This is a genomic window from Janthinobacterium sp. BCJ23, assembly GCF_059617945.1.
Genome location: NZ_JCAQAW010000007.1, coordinates 1 through 17,605, shown reverse-complemented (window position 1 = coordinate 17,605; position 17,605 = coordinate 1). Strand labels below are relative to the sequence as shown.

Annotated in this window: 18 protein-coding genes; 13 read left to right on the top strand and 5 right to left on the bottom strand. The window is 63.0% G+C overall.

The window, feature by feature from the left end; all coding sequences use genetic code 11:
* Positions 1-1,233, bottom strand: coding sequence for a succinyldiaminopimelate transaminase (dapC, locus tag AC54AG_RS20305; protein WP_496631448.1), 1,233 nt, complete (start codon positions 1,231-1,233; stop codon positions 1-3).
* 186 nt (positions 1,234-1,419) lie between these two features.
* Between dapC and tsaB the strand changes: the two genes are divergently transcribed.
* The 4 genes from tsaB to AC54AG_RS20285 are packed head-to-tail and all read left to right on the top strand — an operon-like array spanning position 1,420 to position 4,463.
* Entirely contained in the window at positions 1,420-2,145 is a 726-nt protein-coding gene (gene tsaB / locus AC54AG_RS20300) for a tRNA (adenosine(37)-N6)-threonylcarbamoyltransferase complex dimerization subunit type 1 TsaB (RefSeq protein ID WP_456130446.1), read from the top strand.
* Positions 2,145-2,633 (top strand): ribosomal protein S18-alanine N-acetyltransferase, encoded by a 489-nt coding sequence (gene rimI, locus AC54AG_RS20295; RefSeq protein WP_485878979.1) that lies wholly within the window; start codon positions 2,145-2,147, stop codon positions 2,631-2,633. The genes tsaB and rimI overlap by 1 nt, the downstream gene beginning before the upstream one ends.
* A complete protein-coding gene (locus tag AC54AG_RS20290; RefSeq protein WP_496631447.1) occupies positions 2,630-3,532 on the top strand; it encodes a uracil-DNA glycosylase in 903 nt (300 codons plus the stop codon). The genes rimI and AC54AG_RS20290 overlap by 4 nt, the downstream gene beginning before the upstream one ends.
* Before the next feature lie 49 nt (positions 3,533-3,581).
* On the top strand, positions 3,582-4,463 hold the full coding sequence (locus tag AC54AG_RS20285; RefSeq protein ID WP_496631446.1) for a DUF1853 family protein: 882 nt from the start codon (positions 3,582-3,584) through the stop codon (positions 4,461-4,463).
* A 75-nt stretch (positions 4,464-4,538) separates the two neighbouring features.
* On the opposite strand, the gene lplT is transcribed toward AC54AG_RS20285, so the two are convergent.
* Positions 4,539-5,801 carry a lysophospholipid transporter LplT gene (lplT, locus tag AC54AG_RS20280; protein ID WP_034749808.1) on the bottom strand — a complete coding sequence of 421 codons (1,263 nt, stop codon included), beginning with the start codon at positions 5,799-5,801 and terminating at the stop codon, positions 4,539-4,541.
* A gap of 248 nt (positions 5,802-6,049) precedes the next feature.
* Here lplT and alr point away from each other — a divergent pair, with 248 nt between their 5' ends.
* From alr to fliD, 4 genes are all read left to right on the top strand, one after another.
* Positions 6,050-7,141 carry an alanine racemase gene (alr, locus tag AC54AG_RS20275; RefSeq protein WP_219327352.1) on the top strand — a complete coding sequence of 364 codons (1,092 nt, stop codon included), beginning with the start codon at positions 6,050-6,052 and terminating at the stop codon, positions 7,139-7,141.
* Positions 7,142-7,227: 86 nt separating this feature from the next.
* The gene (gene radA, locus AC54AG_RS20270; RefSeq protein ID WP_034749799.1) at positions 7,228-8,604 is read left to right on the top strand and encodes a DNA repair protein RadA; all 1,377 of its coding nucleotides are present in this window, start codon (positions 7,228-7,230) and stop codon (positions 8,602-8,604) included.
* A gap of 75 nt (positions 8,605-8,679) precedes the next feature.
* The gene (locus AC54AG_RS20265) at positions 8,680-9,054 is read left to right on the top strand and encodes a PilZ domain-containing protein (protein WP_496631445.1); all 375 of its coding nucleotides are present in this window, start codon (positions 8,680-8,682) and stop codon (positions 9,052-9,054) included.
* 231 nt (positions 9,055-9,285) lie between these two features.
* Positions 9,286-10,671 carry a flagellar filament capping protein FliD gene (fliD, locus tag AC54AG_RS20260; protein WP_496631444.1) on the top strand — a complete coding sequence of 462 codons (1,386 nt, stop codon included), beginning with the start codon at positions 9,286-9,288 and terminating at the stop codon, positions 10,669-10,671.
* Here fliD and AC54AG_RS20255 read toward each other — a convergent pair.
* Entirely contained in the window at positions 10,668-11,468 is an 801-nt protein-coding gene (locus AC54AG_RS20255; protein ID WP_034749790.1) for an AraC family transcriptional regulator, read from the bottom strand. The genes fliD and AC54AG_RS20255 overlap by 4 nt on opposite strands.
* Positions 11,469-11,568: 100 nt before the next feature.
* On the opposite strand from AC54AG_RS20255, the gene AC54AG_RS20250 reads away from it, so the two are divergent.
* From AC54AG_RS20250 to AC54AG_RS20240, 3 genes are all read left to right on the top strand, one after another.
* Positions 11,569-12,804 carry an MFS transporter gene (locus AC54AG_RS20250; protein WP_496631443.1) on the top strand — a complete coding sequence of 412 codons (1,236 nt, stop codon included), beginning with the start codon at positions 11,569-11,571 and terminating at the stop codon, positions 12,802-12,804.
* A gap of 32 nt (positions 12,805-12,836) precedes the next feature.
* On the top strand, positions 12,837-13,331 hold the full coding sequence (rraA, locus tag AC54AG_RS20245) for a ribonuclease E activity regulator RraA (RefSeq protein WP_034749787.1): 495 nt from the start codon (positions 12,837-12,839) through the stop codon (positions 13,329-13,331).
* Between the two features lie 136 nt (positions 13,332-13,467).
* Positions 13,468-14,109, top strand: a complete 642-nt coding sequence (locus AC54AG_RS20240) for a choice-of-anchor C family protein (protein ID WP_496631442.1) — start codon at positions 13,468-13,470, stop codon at positions 14,107-14,109.
* Between the two features lie 57 nt (positions 14,110-14,166).
* Here AC54AG_RS20240 and AC54AG_RS20235 read toward each other — a convergent pair whose 3' ends face one another.
* Positions 14,167-14,586, bottom strand: coding sequence for a DUF4952 domain-containing protein (locus AC54AG_RS20235; RefSeq protein WP_496631441.1), 420 nt, complete (start codon positions 14,584-14,586; stop codon positions 14,167-14,169).
* The gene (locus AC54AG_RS20230) at positions 14,573-14,956 is read right to left on the bottom strand and encodes a MerR family transcriptional regulator (protein ID WP_496631440.1); all 384 of its coding nucleotides are present in this window, start codon (positions 14,954-14,956) and stop codon (positions 14,573-14,575) included. Before AC54AG_RS20230 ends, AC54AG_RS20235 begins: the two co-directional genes overlap by 14 nt.
* Positions 14,957-15,039: 83 nt before the next feature.
* Between AC54AG_RS20230 and AC54AG_RS20225 the strand changes: the two genes are divergently transcribed.
* Both AC54AG_RS20225 and AC54AG_RS20220 read left to right on the top strand, forming a co-directional pair.
* The gene (locus tag AC54AG_RS20225; RefSeq protein ID WP_496631439.1) at positions 15,040-15,483 is read left to right on the top strand and encodes a hypothetical protein; all 444 of its coding nucleotides are present in this window, start codon (positions 15,040-15,042) and stop codon (positions 15,481-15,483) included.
* Positions 15,484-15,565: 82 nt separating this feature from the next.
* Positions 15,566-17,383, top strand: coding sequence for a DUF4153 domain-containing protein (locus tag AC54AG_RS20220; RefSeq protein WP_496631438.1), 1,818 nt, complete (start codon positions 15,566-15,568; stop codon positions 17,381-17,383).
* The last annotated feature ends 222 nt before the right edge of the window (positions 17,384-17,605 follow it).

The window sequence follows — 17,605 nt, the reverse complement described above, 5'->3', positions numbered from 1 at the left end:
TTAATGCGTGGTTGATGCGGATGCGGGAAGCTGCTGGCAGAATTTTACTATGCGCAGGGCGGCTTCCAGCCCTTCGGCCGTTTCGGCCACGAGGGCCATGCGGATGCGGTTGCGGCCCGGATTGATGCCGTGCGCGTCGCGCGCCAGGTAACTGCCAGGCAATACCGTCACATTATATTCGGCGTACAGGCGTTGCGCGAATTGCGTGTCGGACAGTCCCGTGCGGCTGACGTCGGCCCACAGGTAGAAGCCGGCGTCCGGCAATTGCACGTCCATCACCGATTGCAGCAGCGGCGTGATGGCGTCGAACTTGGCGCGGTACTTGGCGCGATTTTCCTCGACATGGGTTTCGTCGTTCCAGGCCGCGACGGAGGCCGCCTGCACGGCGGGGCTCATGGCGCCGCCGTGGTAGGTTCGGTAGAGCAGGAATTTTTTCAGTACTTCCGCGTCGCCGGCGACAAAGCCCGAGCGCATGCCCGGCACGTTCGAGCGCTTCGACAGGCTGGAAAACACGACCAGGCGCGCATATGGGCGCTCGATGGTGGACAGGCCCAGCATGTGCGCCGCCTGCAGCGCGCCCAGCGGTGGCGTGTCGCCATGGTAGATCTCGGAATAGCACTCGTCGGCGGCGATGACGAAGTCATAGCGCTCGGACAGGGCGAACAGGTGTTCCCAGTCCGTCAGGGTGAGCACTGCGCCCGTCGGGTTGCCGGGCGAGCACAGGAACAGCAGCTTGACCTTTTCCCATACGGACGCGGGCACGCTGTCGTAGTCGCAGCCGAAATTGCGCGCCGGATCGGAATTGACGAAATACGGTTCGGCACCGGCCAGGTAGGCCGCGCCTTCATAGATCTGGTAAAACGGGTTCGGGCTGATCACGAGCGAACCGGCCGATGGATCGATCACCGTTTGCGCCAGCGCAAACAGCGCTTCGCGCGAACCGTTCACGGGCAGGATCTGCGTGGCAGGATTGAGTTTGGGGATGCCATAGCGGCGCTCGAGCCAGCCGGCGATGGCGGTGCGCAAGGCTTCCGAACCGATGGTGGTCGGATAGCTGGCCAGGCCATGGATATTGTCGGTCAATGCCTGCTCGATGAAGGCTGGCGTCGGGTGCTTGGGTTCGCCCATGCCCAGGCTGATGGGCGCGTAATCGGGATTGACCGTTACGCCGGCAAACAGCTGGCGCAGCTTTTCAAAAGGATATGGTTGCAGTTTGGCAAGAAGTGGATTCACGGAGCGGACCAGGGCAAGAGTGGGGTGATAGTGTTGCGTATGGATTGCCAGGCATGGCGCAATGACGCCGGTCAAGCAATCAGCTTAGCCTTTTATTATAGCCGTCCTCGCGCACGGCCTGTGCAAGTGGGCTGTTGTTGGCCGGCACGGCATGCCGTTCCCGGGCTTGGCAAGGTAAAATACGCTATGTCTACCTTACTTCCCACCTTACTTGCTATTGAAACGTCGTCCGAACTCGCCTCCTGCGCCTTGCTGCGCGGCGATGTCGTTCTGTCCCGCGCCTCGTCGGGCGTGCGTACCCATTCCCAGTCCATCCTGCCGATGGTGCAGGAATTGCTGGCCGAAGCGGGCGTGACCCTGGCGGACGTCGACGCCATCGCCTACGGCTCCGGCCCCGGCTCGTTTACGGGCGTGCGCACGGCTTGCGGCATCGCTCAAGGCCTGGCTTACGGCGCCAATCTGCCCGTCGTGCCTGTCGTCACGCTCGACGCCATGGCGCTCGCGTGCCACCAGCAGCATGGTGTGCAGCGCATCGTGACCGTGCTCGACGCCCGCATGGGCGAAGTGTACTGGGCGCAATATGAGTATCAAAACGGCTTGCAGGCCGTGTTGCCGCCGGCCCTGAGCGCGCCAGCCGGCGTGGCGCCGCAAGGCGACGTCACCGGCTGCGGCAACGGTTTTGCGGCCTATGCCGACGCATTGGCCGCGCTGCCATGCGCCGCCAGCGCGGACGCGGCCATCATGCCGCACGCCGTGCAAGTGGCGCAGCTGGCGCGCATCGCGTTTGCGGCAGGTCATTTTGTGACGGCGGCCGAGGCGCAGCCTCTGTACTTGCGCAACAAGATCGCTTACACAAGTGCCGAGCGTCTCGACATGCAGGCCGCCAAGGCCGCTGCGGAGTCGGCGCAATGATGGAAGCGGGCAAGGACAGCGCGGCAGGCTGGGACTTGCTGCGCCTTGACTATCAGCCGATGCAGGAAGCGGACCTGGTCGAAGTGCTGGCGCTGGAACAGCGCGTGTATCCGCATCCCTGGACGCACGGCAACTTTGTCGACTCCCTCAAGAGCGGCTACCCTGCCTGGGTGCTGCGCGACGTGGATGGCACCTTGCTTGGCTACTTCTTGCTGATGCTGGTCGTCGATGAAGCGCACTTGCTGAACGTGGCCGTCGAGGGCGCCATCCAGGGCCAGGGGCTGGGCCGTTTCCTGCTGAACCAGTCCTGCGCCTGCGCGCGCCAGCTGGGCATGGAATCGATGCTGCTGGAAGTGCGCCCGTCGAACGTGCGCGCGCTCGATATTTACCAGCGCTATGGATTTGAACAGATCGGGCGGCGCAAGGGATATTATCCTGCCGCCAATTCGCAACGTGAGGACGCCATCGTGATGCGTTATACCTTATGAGCCGCAGCGCCGTTTTCCTCGATGAAATGGGCGTCGGCCCCCTGTGGCGCTTGCGCCAGGGCGCAGCAGCCGAGGCCGTTGACGCCGTCGCCGAGGCCGCTGTGGAGATGGAAGCCGCCGTGGCGGCACCCGTGCTTGAGGCCGTGATTGAGGTCGTTACAGAGGTGGTTGCCGAAGTCGTCGAGATGACTGCCGAGGCGAAGGTCGAGGTGCAGGCCGAAGCACCCGTCGCCGTTGCCGCTGCACCAGTTCCCGCCGCCGAGCCGGACGACACGGCCTGGTTCGACGATGCACCGCCACCGCCGCCCGCCAGACAGCTGAGCGATGCAGACATTGCCGCCCTCGACTGGGATGGCTTGACGGCGGCCGTGGCCAAGTGTGCGCGCTGCGACCTGTGCAAGACGCGCAAGGGCGTCGTCATGGGCCGTGGCGACCGCCAGGGTGCTTGGCTGATGCTGGCCAGCAGCCCCTCGCGCCTGGAAGAACGGGAAGGGCGCGCCTTGCCGGGCGAACAGGGCAAGCTGCTCGACAATATGCTCAAGGCTATCGATATCGATGCGGGCAGCGATGTGTACATCACGCACTTGCTGAAATGCCGTCCGCTCGACGAGGCGGGCCAGGAACGCCTGCCCACTGAATCGGAGTCCGCCGCCTGCCGCCCATATTTCGACCGCGAACTGGCCCTGCTGCAGCCGCGCACCATCGTCACTCTCGGATCGATGGCCGCCGCCGGCATCAATCCCGGCGAAAAGCCCGTGCGCGGCAAGGTGCGCCAGCTGGGCAATGCGTCTGTCGTGGCCACCTTCCATCCGGAAATGTTGTTGCAGGACGAAACGGGCAAGGCCAAGGCGCGTGCCTGGGCCGACCTGTGCCTGGCGAAAAGCACGCACGGTGGTTGAGTCGGCCGTCTACAGCTTTCAGGCCCGCTTCGAGCGCCGCTGGGGACATTTGACGCACCCCCGCGTGCGTGCGCTGGCCTGGCTGCTCGACTCGCCCGACTTGCTGGACCCGGCCAGCCCCCATTGGGACGGGCGCATCGCCAGCCTCGCGCCCGTCACGCCCGCCGTGGCGACGTGGCTGGCGGCGCTGCAGGATGACCCGTCGCCGCTCGATGCGGCGCTGGGGCCGAAATTCTATTCCCGCCTGGGCCTGTACGCTGAAAAGCTGCTGGCCTTTTATTTTGAACAGCATGGATTGCTGGCTGCGCATGGCTTGCAAGTGCAGGTCAACCGCAACGACACGGTGGGCGAGTTCGATTTCCTGCTGCGTGACGGGAATGAGCTGTTGCACTGGGAATTCGCCACCAAGTTCTACCTGCTCGAAGGCGCGCCCGATCCCGGTGTGTTCAACCACTTGATCGGCCCCAACCTGGCCGATACTTTGGGCTTGAAGATGCGCAAGATTCTCGACAAGCAATTGGCCTTGTCCCGCCATCCTGCCGCGCAAAGCCTGCTGGCGCAGCCAGTGCGCGCGGCGCAGGCGCTGGTCAAGGGATGGCTGTTCTATGCGGCAGGCGCCACGCCCGCCATGGACGGTATTTCCCCAGAGCACGGACACGGCTTCTGGTGCACGCCAATGCAATTGCCGCAGCAGCGCTATGTCGTGTTGCCGCGATTGCAATGGCTGGCGCCGTTCAAGGGGCGCGACGTGGAAGTGCTCGATGTCGACGTCTTGCAGGCGCGCTTGTTTGATCTGGCGCAACCGGTGCTGGTGGCCACGGTGGACAATGTCGAAGGCTGGGAAGTGGAACGCACGCGCGGTTTTGTCGTGCCCCATGACTGGACGGAGCAGGCTGCCGCGCGGCGGATAACCGGCGCGCTACCCGCGTAAGCATGAACCACAGCCGTAACGCCGGAATCATGTAGGTCGGATTAGCGCATAGCGCGTAATCCGACACCACCCTAATTAATGCTTCTGTTCGCCGATCAAGGAAAGATTGTCATGCTCAGCCTGGTTCAGCTTGTGCTTGCGCATGATCATGTACATGGTGCCGGCGACGAACAGGCCGAACAGGGTGATGATGATGTTGAGCGGCAGGTGCAAGCGGATCATGATCGAATACACGGCCAGCATGGTCAGAATCGACAGGTTTTCATTGAAGTTCTGCACGGCGATGGAATGGCCTGCGCTCATCAGCACGTGGCCGCGATGTTGCAGCAGTGCATTCATTGGCACGACGAAGAAGCCGGACAGGGCGCCGATCAGTATCAGCAGCGGGTAGGCGATCCACACGGAGTGCACTTGCGTCATCATCATGACGATCACGCCCATGGCGATGCCGAGAGGAATGACGGTCAGCGATTTGCGCAGTGGAATGAAACGGGCAGACAGCACGGCGCCGGCGGCCACGCCGATGGCGACCACGCCTACCAGGCTGGTTGCCTTGTCGAATGGCATGTTCAGCGACTGCTTGGCCCATTCCAGCACGATCAGCTGCAAGGTGGCGCCAGCGCCCCAGAACAGGGTCGTCACGGCCAGGGTGATCTGGCCCAGCTTGTCTTTCCACAGGATGGAATAGCAATTGGCAAAATCGGTAATCAGTTTGATAGGATTGCGTTCCTGGTGCGCATACACGCAGCCCGTGTCGGGAATCTTCAGGTTGGCCAGGGTCGCCAGCGCATAAATGCCCACTACCACGCACAAGGCCGCTTCTGTCTTGCTGGTAATGCCCGTATTGATCAGGGGAATGTCGATGGACAGCAGCATGTCGGACACGTGGCCGCTGACGAGCGCGCCGCCCATGACGGTGCCGAGGATGATGGAGGTGACGGTCAAGCCTTCGATCCAGCCATTCGCCGCCACGAGTTTTTCCGGCGGCAGCAGTTCCGTCAGGATGCCGTACTTGGCAGGTGAATACACGGCAGCGCCAAAACCGACGACAGCGTAGGCCAGCAGCGGATGCACGTGGAAGAAGACGAGGGCGCAGCCGAAGATCTTGACCATGTTGGCGATGAACATGACCTTGCCTTTTGGCAGTGCATCCGCGAAGGCGCCGACAAAAGCGGCCAACAGCACGTAAAACAGCACGAACGACAGTTTGAGCAGCGGCGTGATCCACGCCGGGGATTTCATGGACACCAATAAATCGACGGCGACAAAAAAGAGGGCGTTATCTGCCAGCGAGGAAAAGAACTGCGCCGCCATGATGGTATAAAAACCACGATTCATTCTGGATTGCCTGAAATCATATCTGGCTTGCTTTATACCACGAAAAAACGGCAAACCCCAAGTTTGGAAGGGGCTGCTTTGCATCCTCTTGCCTAAGCGAAGCTTAATTTTTCTGCCGTAGAAAAATACACATACATGTGAGCATTTTGTACATGGTGTCCTGCGCGCCTATTCTGCCTCCGCTAGCGGCGCGCGCCTGCGGCCCATCCGGTAAAATACGGCTTTCCCACTTGCCGTGTGTCACGCTTATGCCCAGGCCCCTCATCGCCACCATCCATCTCGATGCCATGCAACACAATCTGGCGCGCGCCCGTGCCGGCGCCCGCGGCGCCAAAGTGTGGGCCGTCGTCAAGGCAAATGCCTATGGCCACGGCCTGGAGCGGGCCATGCGGGGCTTTGCCGACGCCGATGGCCTGGCGCTGGTCGAGGTCGATTACGCCGTGCGCTTGCGCGAACTGGGCTGGACCAAGCCCATCTTGCTGCTCGAAGGGTTTTTCGACGCCAGCGATTTGCCTGCCATGGCGCAGCACAAGCTGAACGGCAGCGTGCATTGCGAGGAACAGATCGACATGCTGGCCGCGGCGTGCTTGCCGCACGCCATCGACGTGCACCTGAAAATGAATACGGGCATGAACCGCCTGGGTTTTACGCCGGGCGCCGTGGCGGGTGCGTATGCGCGCCTGCGCGCCATCCCGCACGTCGGCACGATCACCCTGATGACGCATTTCGCCAATGCCGATGAGGCGGCGCCCACGCGCTTGCCCCTGGAGCAGCAGATGCTGCGTTTCGAAGCGGGCGCGGCCAGCATAGGCGTACCCTTGCCGCGCAGCCTGTGCAATTCGGCCGGCGTGCTGCTGCACCATCTCGACAGTGACTGGGTGCGCCCCGGCATCATGCTGTATGGCGGCACGCCCAGCGGCGCTGCCGGCGGCACGTCCGCGCAGGCGTTCGGCTTGCTGCCCACCATGACCTTGCGCAGCAAGATTATCGGCATCCAGGATATCGCCGCCGGCGAAGTGGTGGGCTACGGCAGCCGCTATGAGGCGGCCGGCAATATCAAGGTCGGCGTGGTGGCCTGCGGCTATGCGGACGGCTATCCGCGCCACGCGCCCGAAGGCACGCCCGTGCTCGTCGATGGCGTGCGCACTGGCCTCATCGGCCGGGTGTCGATGGACATGCTGATGGTCGATCTGACGCAGGTGCCGGAAGTAAAAGTCGGCAGCGCCGTCACCTTGTGGGGCCAGGGCATGCCGATCGACGAGGTGGCCCTGGCCGCCGGCACCATCGGCTACGAGCTGATGTGCGCATTGGCGCCGCGCGTTCCTGTGATCGAGGCGTGACAGTGACGTCGGCCCGCCGTTTGTATATACTGTGAATTTACTGTATATATAGACAGCAGTTTCACCTTACCCGGGCAAAGTACACCATGGCAAAAGTCAAGACCACCTATACCTGCAGCGATTGCGGCGCCATCAGCAACAAATGGATGGGGCAATGTACCTCGTGCAACCAGTGGAATACCATGGTGGAAACCCTGCCCGAGACGGGCGGCAACAACCGCTATTCGAATCCGCAGCACATGTCGCTGGCGCAGACGGCGCCCGTGCTGTCGCTTGACGATATCGATGCCATCGACGTGCCCCGCTTCGGCACGGGCATCGAGGAATTCGACCGCGTGCTGGGCGGCGGCATGGTGGCCGGCGGCGTCGTGCTGATCGGCGGCGACCCCGGCATCGGCAAGTCGACCCTGCTGCTGCAGGCGCTGGCGAACATGTCGCACCACAAGCGCGTGCTGTACGTCAGCGGCGAGGAATCGGGTGCGCAGATCGCCCTGCGCGCCAAGCGCCTCGTCATCGATGCCAAGGAACTCAAATTGCAGGCCGAGATCCAGCTGGAAAAGATCCTGTCCACCTTGCACGACCTGAAGCCGGAAGTGGTGGTCATCGACTCGATCCAGACCGTGTATTCCGACGCCCTCAGCTCGGCTCCTGGTTCCGTGGCGCAAGTGCGCGAATGCGCGGCGCAATTGACGCGGGCGGCCAAGCAGACGGGCGTAACCATCATTCTGGTCGGCCACGTGACGAAAGAGGGCGCGCTGGCCGGTCCCCGCGTGCTCGAGCACATTGTCGACACGGTGCTGTATTTCGAGGGCGACGCCCATTCCAGCTTTCGCCTCGTGCGCGCCATCAAGAACCGTTTCGGCGCCGTCAACGAACTGGGCGTGTTCGCCATGACGGAAAAGGGCTTGAAAGGCGTGTCGAATCCGTCCGCCCTGTTCCTGTCGCAGCACGACAACCAGGTGCCCGGTTCCTGCGTGATGGTGACGCAGGAAGGCACGCGTCCCTTGCTGGTGGAAATCCAGGCCCTCGTCGACACGAGCCACTTGCCCAATGCGCGCCGCTTGTCTGTCGGCCTGGAGCAGAACCGCCTGGCCATGCTGCTGGCCGTGGCGCACCGCCACGCGGGCATCGCCGCGTTCGACCAGGACGTGTTCATCAACGCCGTCGGCGGCGTGAAGATCACGGAACCGGCGGCCGACCTGGCTGTCTTGCTGGCAATTAACTCGTCGATGCGCAACAAACCCCTGCCACGGGGATTGGTCGTGTTTGGCGAGGTGGGGCTGGCTGGTGAAATCCGCCCCGCGCCACGGGGCCAGGAGCGCTTGCGCGAAGCGGCCAAGCTGGGCTTTACCTTGGCCGTGGTGCCCAAGTCCAACTTGCCGAAACAGCTCATCGAGGGCCTCAAGGTCATCGGCGTCGAGCGCATCGACGAAGCGTTCAATAAACTCCGCGACTTGGAGTAAAAGTTGGTATGGCTTAAATGCCAAGCTTGAGACAAGTCAAACATAATTTCCGTTTGGAACTATAATATTTGTCCGATGAGTTCGCATGGCGAATTCGTATCGACAATGCATAGAGAGAAGCGGAATATAGTGTCAGTAGAGCAAAGGCAGGGCGCACGCAAGATTTTGCGTGCCAAGGCAATGTTGGTCATCGATGGCGCGGGTCCCGTGGCGGCGCGCACCCTCGACGTGGGGCCCGGTGGCATGGCGGCCGTCATCGCTGAACCGGTGCCGACAGGCAAGCAGGGCAAGGTGCTGTTCGAGCTGTTTTACGATGGCGCGGCGCACATCATCGAGGCGCGCGTGTCCGTCTCGCACTGCATTTTCAGCAGCGCCGGTTTCAAGGTGGGACTCACTTTCCTGCAGCTGGACATGGCCGTCAGCAGCGCCATCTCGAAGTTCATGCGCTGAGGCGCGCACGAGATAAGCGGCAAGTGAAATGCGCTAGAATGGTGCATATGGGTTTGCAGTCAGGAAAAACTTGTTCTGTTCACTGTTTTGATATTCCGGTAATACTGCATAATTATCAACCAGAAGAGGGATGCCGCCGCGCCACGCGCGCCTGCCGTCCGTTTCTAGCGCAGCACGCGGTCAAGACCTGAACCGCGTGTCATGACCTTACACCCGACGGGAACGCCTACCATGTTTAATTCGACCATCAACAGCAGGGCTTACACCAACAACACGCAGCAGACGACGCAGGGTAATATCTCGGCCGATGTGTATGCGAAGGTGGAGCGCCAGATGCAGTCGCAGAACACGGGCGTCGTCAAGCTCAACGCCAGCCTGGCGCGCGACCAGGCCAAGTTCTCGGGCCTGGGCCAGCTGCAATCGGCGCTGGCGAAATTCCAGACCGTGGCCAAGAACATGGCCGGCAGCGGCCTGGCCACGTCGGCCACGTCGAGCGCCAAGGATGTGCTGAGCGCCACCACCACGGACAAGGCCGCCAGCGGCAGCCATGAGCTGAACGTCAAGCAGCTGGCGCAGGGGCAGACCCTGCTCAGCGGCGCGCAGAAATCGTCGAGCGCGGCGATCGGCACGGGCGCGCCCGCGCTGGTCAAGATCGAAGTGGGCACGGCCGATGGCAAGCAATTTACGCCCGGCAACGGCAAGGTCATTTCGCTGACGATAGACAGCAGCAACAATAGCCTCGATGGCATCGCCGCCGCCCTGAAACAGCAGGGCGTCGACGCCAGCGTCGTCAAAGGCCCCGATGGCTACTCGCTGGCCATCAATGGCAAGAGCGGCGCCGACAGCAGCATGCGCATCAGCGTGTCCGGCGACGCGGCCGTCAGCAATTTGCTCAGCTATGCGCCCGGCGCCGGCAAGGGCCTGCAGCAGACGGCCGCCGCGCAGGATGCGCTGCTGACCGTCGATGGCAAGGACATCAAGAGCGCCACGAATACCTTGACGACGGCTGTCGAGGGCGCCACCATCGAATTGAAGAAAAAGGGTGTGACCGACCTCGCCATCGCCAAGGACAGCAGCCAGATCGCGACCAACGTGGCCAGCTTCGTCACGGCCTACAATGAACTCAACAGCAAACTGCAAAGCCTGCAGCAGGGCGACTTGAAGTCCGACACGGCCCTGGGCCAGGTGCGTTCGCAGATGGAGCAAGTGCTGCGCACGGCCAGCACGGGCGTGCCCGCTTCCATCCTGAGCAGCGCCGGCGTGACCTTGGGCAAAAGCGGCGAGCTGGTGCTCGACGATAAAAAACTCAAGGCCGCCATCGCTGCCGATCCGGATGCCGTCAGCAAGCTGTTTACGAATAACGGCAAGGGCGTGGCCGACCAGTTCTCCAGCAAGATCGGCGAGCTGACGGGCGAAACGAGCATTATCCGCAAGGAAGTGCAGACGGTGGGCAAGGACATCACCACCCTGACCAACAAGAAAGCCGTGCTGGCCAAGGCCCTGACTGCCCAGGCGCAGGCGCTGATCAAGGCCTATTCGGCCCAGGAACAGATGGGAACGAACTCGGCCTTGCCTGGTTATACCGGCAAAAATTCCTTGTTTGACTTCATGGCTTAAGAGCGCTCGCCCTGGGCAAAGAAGGCTGATGGCGAACTGCCGAAGGTCTTCTTGAACATGGCGGAAAAGGCCGACTGGCTGGCGTAGCCCAGTTCTTCGGCCACCTGCGACAGCGGCACGCCGCGCGCGATCAGGGGCGCCGCGTGCGCCAGGCGCACTTGCTGGCGCCACTGGCCAAAACTCATGCCCAATTCCCGTTCGAACAGCCGCGCCAGGGTACGCTCCGACGCGCCGACCAGCTGCGCCCAGTGTTCCAGGGTCTGGTTCAAGCCCGGTTTCTCGATCAGGCTGTCGCACAGGGTTTTCAGGCGCTTGTCGCTGGGCAAGGGGACGCGGATGGGGCGCGTGTCCGAGCGTTTCAATTCATCGAGGATCAGTTCGGCCAGCAGCGCTTCGCGCGCCGGTTCCTCGCCCGGGTCCAATTGCTCCAGCGCCATGATCAGCTGGCGCAGCAGGTTCGACACTTCCAGCACCTTGCAGTCGCGGCCCGCGAACGGCGCGCGTGCGGCATGGATGCACAGGGGGCGCAAGCGGGTTTTTTCCAGGATCGTGACGGCATGCTCCACGTTGGGCGCGATCCAGATGGCGCGCATGGGCGGCAGCACCCAGCTGCTGTTGTTGGCCGTAATGCGCAGCACGCCTTCGAGCGCCATGGTCACTTGACCCCATGGATGGCTGTGCGGCAAGAGAAATTCATCGGGTTGCAGGTCGCGCGCGACCATGGTCACGGGGATGGTCGCGCTGGGCGCTTCCCGTGGCGGACACATGCGCGTATGGTGGAGGATAGGTACACCCATCAGCTTGGCCTTAATTCGATAAATTATGTCGTTCTGTCGGAAAACAGACGATGGTATTTTGCATACACTTGAGCTTCACCAGTATAAGACAGGGTATGACATGATAACAACTAACTCGGCATCCGAACTTCCCACCTTGCGCAGCGATGCGCGCGTCATCGCCCTCGTGGGGCTGGCGCATGGCGTGTCGCACTTCTACCATCTGATCCTTGCGGCCCTGTTCGTCTGGCTGAAACCGGCCTTCGACCTGTCGTATGCGGAGCTGGGCCTGCTGATGACGGTGTTCTTCATCATCTCGGGCGTGGGGCAGGCGCTTGCCGGTTTTGTCGTCGACCGCTTCGGCGCCCGCGCCGTGCTGTTTTCCGGCATTTTCATGCTGGGCGTGTCGGCGCTGGCCCTGTCCACCGCGCACAGCTATGCGGCGCTGATGCTGGGCGCCATGCTGGCCGGCATGGGCAACAGCGTGTTCCATCCGGCCGACTACACCATCCTCAACCAGCGCGTGTCGGCGGCCCGCGTGGCCTACGGCTTTTCCGTGCATGGCATCAGCGGCAACATCGGCTGGGCCCTGGCACCGCTGTTCATGACGTACGTTGCCACCCATTATGACTGGCGAGTGGCGCTGCAGTGCGCGGCCGTGCTGCCGTTCGGCGTGCTGCTGATCCTGTTCCTGAACCGCCACGCCATCCGCCCCGAGCCTGTCAAGAAGGCCGCACCGGGCCAGGCGGCGGGCGGCGAGGGCACCTTGGACTTTCTGCGTTTGCCGGCCGTGTGGATGTGCTTTGCCTTCTTCTTCATTATCGCCATCGCCCTGGGCGGCATCCAGAGCTTTGCCAGCGTGGCCCTCGTCAAGCTGTACGGCATGAGCCTGGCGCTGGCCACCAGCGCCTACACGGCCTATATGCTGGCCTCGGCCGTGGGCATGCTGGCCGGCGGCGTGGTGGGTGCGCGCAGCAAGCAGCCGGACCGCAACGTGGCGATCGCCTTTTCCGCCGCCGCGCTGCTGGCCGTGCTGCTGTCCATGGCCGCCGTGCCTGCCTGGGGCGCGGTGGTGCTGATGGGCGCCATCGGCCTGACGTCGGGCGTGGCGGGGCCGTCGCGCGACCTGATGATACGCGCGGCGGCGCCGAAGAATGCCACCGGACGCGTGTATGGCGTCGTGTATTCGGGCCTCGACAGCGGCCTGGCCGTCGGTCCGCTGTTCTTTGGCGCGCTGATGGATGGCGACCATCCGGCCCTGCTGTTCGTGTTCATCGGCCTGTTCCAGGCGCTAGCGATTGCCACGGCCGTGGGGGTGGGCGGCAAAACACGTGCCGCGGCGTTGCAAAAGGCATAGAATCGTTGCCATCAGCCACGAAAGGAATCCCCATGACCTTTGCCACTACCGACCTGTGCGACGACTATGCGGCCATGCTCGACGACGGCACCCTGGCCGTGCTGCCGCCCGTGTACCGCGCTTTCGGCCAGCGCGTGCGTTTCAGCGGCCCCGCCACCACCTTGCAAGTGTTCGAGGACAACGCGCTCGTGCGCAGCACCCTGGAAACGCCGGGCCAGGGCCACGTGCTGGTGATCGATGGCGGCGGCAGCCTGCGCCGCGCGCTGGTGGGCGGCCAGCTGGGCGTGCTGGCCGAAAGCAACGGCTGGGCCGGCATCGTCGTCGATGGCTGCATCCGCGACAGCGAGGAAATCAATGTCTGCCAGATCGGCGTGCGCGCCCTGGCCACGCATCCGCGCAAGAGCAACAAGACGGGCGCCGGCCAGCGCGACGTGCGCGTGCAGGTCAGCGGCGTGGCCGTGCATCCGGGCGACTGGATCTACGCCGATGCGGACGGCATCCTGGTGGCGCGGCAGGAACTCGATTGACGGCGCAGCGCACCTGAAGGCGTGGCAAATTATCTACATTAAATATATTTTTGCAAAGTTCTTTGATTTTTATCATGGCTGAGATATGATTTCACTTAAGGAAACTTTAATGCCTATAAGGCAAGGAAATCAGATCATGAAAATCGCCACCATCGCAGCAGTTGTTGCCCTGTTCGCCGCGGGCACCGCCAGCGCCAGCCCCGTCAACCTGATCACGAATGGCGATTTTGAATCGGTCGCGCCCGGCTATACCTTTTCCAGTGGCTATCATGTTGTCAATGGCGGTTCCTCGGCCATCGGCGGCTGGACGGTGGGCGCTTCCTCGGTCGACCTGATCCGCAATGCCTATAACGCTATCGACGGCTACAGCATCGACATGCTGGGCACGCCTGGTCCGGGTTTCCTGTCGCAAAGTTTCAATGTCGTTGCCGGCCAGACGTACAACCTGAGCTTTGACATGGCGCGCAATTCCGGCGGCCCTGCCGGCCAGGGCGTGGCCGTCAATTTTGGTGGCGTGGCAGGTAATTTCTACTCGACGGCTGCCGCCTCGAACACCTTGTACAGCAACACCTTGAGCTTCACGGCTGCTTCCAGCGGCCTGGCGACCCTGTCGTTTGCCAGCGCCGCCCAGGCCGGCACGCCGTTCGACAAATACTCGGGCGCCGTGATCGACAACGTGGCCGTGATGGCCGCCGTACCGGAACCGGAAACCTACGCCATGCTGCTGGCGGGCCTGGGCCTGATGGGTTTCCTGCGCCGCCGCAAGGCCGCCAAGTAAGTCTGATTTTGTCCGAGATCAAACCGCCTGCTGCCATGCACAGGCGGTTTTTTTACGTCAAGGGTCTTGTGCGTAGCCGTCCACCTGCACGACAAAGCGCTCGATCCGCGGCCAGTCTGCGCGCGTCCTGACCAGCGTTTCGCCCGTGGCCATCAGCAGCACATAGCCGTAGCCGGTGCGGCGGTCGCGCCAGGAGTGGGGCGTGCTGTCCCAGACGCAGCAATAGCGCTTAAGCTTGGGCAAGCCGTACGCGCGCCGCAGATACGCTTCCGCCTGTTGCGCATGCTTGCCGTCCACTGCATAGCGGGCCTCGAACGGCTGGTCCTGGCGTTCCGTGTTTTGCCGGCAACCCTGGTAGACGAGATACGCGGGCTTCTTGCCCAGCTGGGACAGGAAGTCGCCGCAGGCCAGCCCGGCACCCTGCGCGCCGCCAGCGCCCAGCAGGAATAGCCACGGCAGTAATTTAGCGGCCTGCATCGGCATCTCCCCGCAAGGGACACGCGGCCGCTGCCGGTCCCATACGCAGCACCAGTTCGCCGCGCAACTGCGTCAATCCCGCGATGCGCGCATCGATTTCGCCCAGCTTGCGCGCCAGTGCCGCGCGCAGCAGGTCCGCCGTGGCGGGATCGCCGGCGGCCGCCAGCAGCGGCATGTCGGCCTCGATTTCGGCCAGGGTAAAGCCCAGCTGCTGTGCCGTGCGCAGGTAGCGCAGCCAGTCGGCCGCCTCGGGCGGGTAGTCGCGGTAGCCGTTCGTGCCGCGCCGCGCGTGCAGCAAGCCCCGCTTTTCATAGAAGCGCAGGGTATCGCGGCTCAAGCCCGTCGCCTGCGCCATCTCGCCGATCTGCATGGTGATTTTTCTTTCATAAAATGCTTGACCATGGAGTGTACTCCAACCCTGATCATGGGCGCTTTCCATCGACAGGAGTTCCCATGTTGTCCGTTTCCGCTTTCCGCCGCGTGGTGCGCGCCAGCGCCATTTATGATGTGCTCATGACGGCCCCGTTTGCCACGCCGTGGACGTTTTTGCTGCTGCGCGAGCACTTGAACGCCATCAACGTGAGCCTGGGCGGCCTGCCGCTGCCCGTTTTTGGACCGTTTCATCTACTCATCAGCAGCTTGTTTGGCAGCGTGGTGATGGTCTGGTCCGTGCTGCGCATGCTGGACCCGCAGCCGCGCTTCGGCCGCTATGACGCGGCAGCGCGCTACCTGTTTTCCACCTGGATGGCGTGGGCGCTGTTCACGACGGGCCAGCCGCTGCTGTGGCTGTTCCTCGTACCGGAACTGGCCTGGGGCCTCGCGCAAAGCTTGCCATTGCGCCGCAGCGAGGACGCGCCGGCAGGGCGCGCGCACGAATCGTTGTTGAGATGGCGATAACGAAATGCAATAATGGCCGTGCTTTACAGCAATAAACGACTATTAAGGGATGATTATGCAGCAGGATGCCGCTGGAAAAAACATGGCGTTGCTCGATCCGGTGGTGGCACCGCGCATCGCGGTGACGCGCCTGGTGACGGGCCTGCTGCAAGGCGTGCTGCTGTACTGGCTGTACAGCACGGCGCAAGATAAAGTCTGGCCCGCCACGGAAGCCTACCTGCTGGCGCCGCTGATGCTGATCAGCCTGCTGCTGCCCATCTTGCTGGTGTCGAGCCTGGGCCATATGTCGGTCAAGCGCATTGCCCTGTGGATGGCGGGCGCTGCCGTCGTGATGGCCGTGCTGGCCTGGCATGACGTGGCGCGCGGCGCCGAGCACGTGATCTGGGGCAACTACAAGCCGGGCGCACCGCTGCGCGTCATTTCCGCCCAGCTATTCGGTTTCTGTGTCGTCGGCTTTTATATCGCCCACGCGCTGGTGCTGGCCAGCGCCCAGGATGGCCAGCGCATCGCCCGCTATCCGACCTATTTTGAAATCGCCTGGAAGCTCGGCATCCAGCTGCTGTTTTCCCTGCTGTTCGTGCTGGGCCTGTGGCTGGTGCTGTGGCTGGGCGGACAACTGTTCCTGCTCATCAAACTGAGTTTCCTGAAAAAGCTGCTGAGCCAGGCCTGGTTCGTGATTCCCGTCATCTGCTTCGCGTTTTCGTTTGCCATCCACATCACGGACGTGCGCCCCTCCATCGTGCGCGGCATCCGCACCTTGCTGCTGGTGCTGCTGTCGTGGCTGATGCCGATCGCCGCCGTGCTCGTCTCCGGTTTCCTGCTGACCTTGCCTTTCATCGGCTTCGAGCGCCTGTGGGCCACGCGCCATGCGGCATCCGTGCTGCTGGGCATGGCCGGCGTGCTGGTAGTGCTGATCAATGCCGCCTTCCAGAATGGCGAAGTGGGCCATGGCGTGGCGCGCGGCATCCGCCTGGGCACGCGTCTGGCCTGTCTGCTGTTGCCGTGGGTGGTGGGCATCGCCATCTATGCGCTGACCTTGCGCGTGATGTCGCATGGCTGGACCTCCGACCGCCTGATCGCTGCCGCCTGCCTGCTGATCGCCACCTGCTACGCCGCCGGTTACGCCTGGGCGGCCAGCAAGTATGGCGACTGGCTGCACCTGATCGCCAACGTCAACGTGGCTACCGCCTTTGTTACGCTGCTGGTGCTGTTCGCGCTGTTCTCGCCGCTGGCCGACCCGGCGCGCATTTCCGTGGCCAGTCAGATGGCGCGCCTGAACAGCGGCAAGATAGGCGTGGACAAGTTCGATTTCGAATACCTGCGCTTCCAGGGCGCCCGCTATGGCCAGGCGGCCTTGCAGGAACTCAAGACGCGCACGGCGGGCCCGGACGCGGCCATTGTGCGGGCCCGTGCCGACGCCATGCTCAAGCGCCAGAACCGCCTCGACGAGACGGGCGCGCTCAGCGACGTGTCGATCAACCTGACCCTGCGCCCGGCCACGGCGAAGTTGCCGGAGAGTTTCCTGCGTCAGGACTGGACGCAGGTCGGCCCGGCCTGGCGCCTGCCCGCCTGTTTGAAGCGGGCAGGGCCGCAGTGCGACGCGTATCTGCTCGATTTCGATGGCGATGGCAAGCAGGACGTGCTGCTGATCAGCAACGACCCGCGCGCCTCGTCGGTGCTGCTGGCGGAAAAGGAAGACGGCAGCTGGACCGCGCGCGGACAAATCCCCACCGATGCCCTGCGCTGCAAACCCCTGCGCGAGAAGCTGCAGGCGGGCGAGTTCCAGCTGGTGCCGCCGAAAGTGCGCGAACTGGAAATCGACGGCCAGCGTGTGCCGATGACCTTATATACGCCAGAGGATGAGGTCGCCTGCCCGGATGAGGCGGAGCCGACGCCGTAAATCGTAGGAAGAGGGCTTGCAGCGCCGGACAGAACCTCTTGCTTGCGCCGAAGGCAGTAACTTCGTGCACTGAATCATTTTGACTGTGCGGTATTGGCCTATTGCGTTGAAAAACTCCAGTTGAGCACGCGATCTTCACGATTTGCCGCTGTCTAAGCAAAGAAAAGACGGAGGCTGCGATGATGGGACGTCAGGAAACCAAACGGGAGTTGTTCGTCTTGA

Excerpts from the sequence above, each read along its gene's own strand:
- rraA (WP_034749787.1), top strand. The coding sequence starts at position 12,837 with ATGACCTTTGCCACTACCGACCTGTGCGACGACTATGCGGCCATGCTC.
- rimI (WP_485878979.1), top strand. The coding sequence starts at position 2,145 with ATGGAAGCGGGCAAGGACAGCGCGGCAGGCTGGGACTTGCTGCGCCTT.
- tsaB (WP_456130446.1), top strand. The coding sequence starts at position 1,420 with ATGTCTACCTTACTTCCCACCTTACTTGCTATTGAAACGTCGTCCGAA.
- AC54AG_RS20265 (WP_496631445.1), top strand. The coding sequence starts at position 8,680 with ATGAGTTCGCATGGCGAATTCGTATCGACAATGCATAGAGAGAAGCGG.
- AC54AG_RS20220 (WP_496631438.1), top strand. The coding sequence starts at position 15,566 with ATGGCGTTGCTCGATCCGGTGGTGGCACCGCGCATCGCGGTGACGCGC.
- AC54AG_RS20235 (WP_496631441.1), bottom strand. The coding sequence starts at position 14,586 with ATGCAGGCCGCTAAATTACTGCCGTGGCTATTCCTGCTGGGCGCTGGC.
- AC54AG_RS20290 (WP_496631447.1), top strand. The coding sequence starts at position 2,630 with ATGAGCCGCAGCGCCGTTTTCCTCGATGAAATGGGCGTCGGCCCCCTG.
- AC54AG_RS20240 (WP_496631442.1), top strand. The coding sequence starts at position 13,468 with ATGAAAATCGCCACCATCGCAGCAGTTGTTGCCCTGTTCGCCGCGGGC.
- AC54AG_RS20250 (WP_496631443.1), top strand. The coding sequence starts at position 11,569 with ATGATAACAACTAACTCGGCATCCGAACTTCCCACCTTGCGCAGCGAT.
- AC54AG_RS20255 (WP_034749790.1), bottom strand. The coding sequence starts at position 11,468 with ATGGGTGTACCTATCCTCCACCATACGCGCATGTGTCCGCCACGGGAA.
- alr (WP_219327352.1), top strand. The coding sequence starts at position 6,050 with ATGCCCAGGCCCCTCATCGCCACCATCCATCTCGATGCCATGCAACAC.
- AC54AG_RS20230 (WP_496631440.1), bottom strand. The coding sequence starts at position 14,956 with ATGCAGATCGGCGAGATGGCGCAGGCGACGGGCTTGAGCCGCGATACC.
- fliD (WP_496631444.1), top strand. The coding sequence starts at position 9,286 with ATGTTTAATTCGACCATCAACAGCAGGGCTTACACCAACAACACGCAG.
- AC54AG_RS20225 (WP_496631439.1), top strand. The coding sequence starts at position 15,040 with ATGTTGTCCGTTTCCGCTTTCCGCCGCGTGGTGCGCGCCAGCGCCATT.
- radA (WP_034749799.1), top strand. The coding sequence starts at position 7,228 with ATGGCAAAAGTCAAGACCACCTATACCTGCAGCGATTGCGGCGCCATC.
- lplT (WP_034749808.1), bottom strand. The coding sequence starts at position 5,801 with ATGAATCGTGGTTTTTATACCATCATGGCGGCGCAGTTCTTTTCCTCG.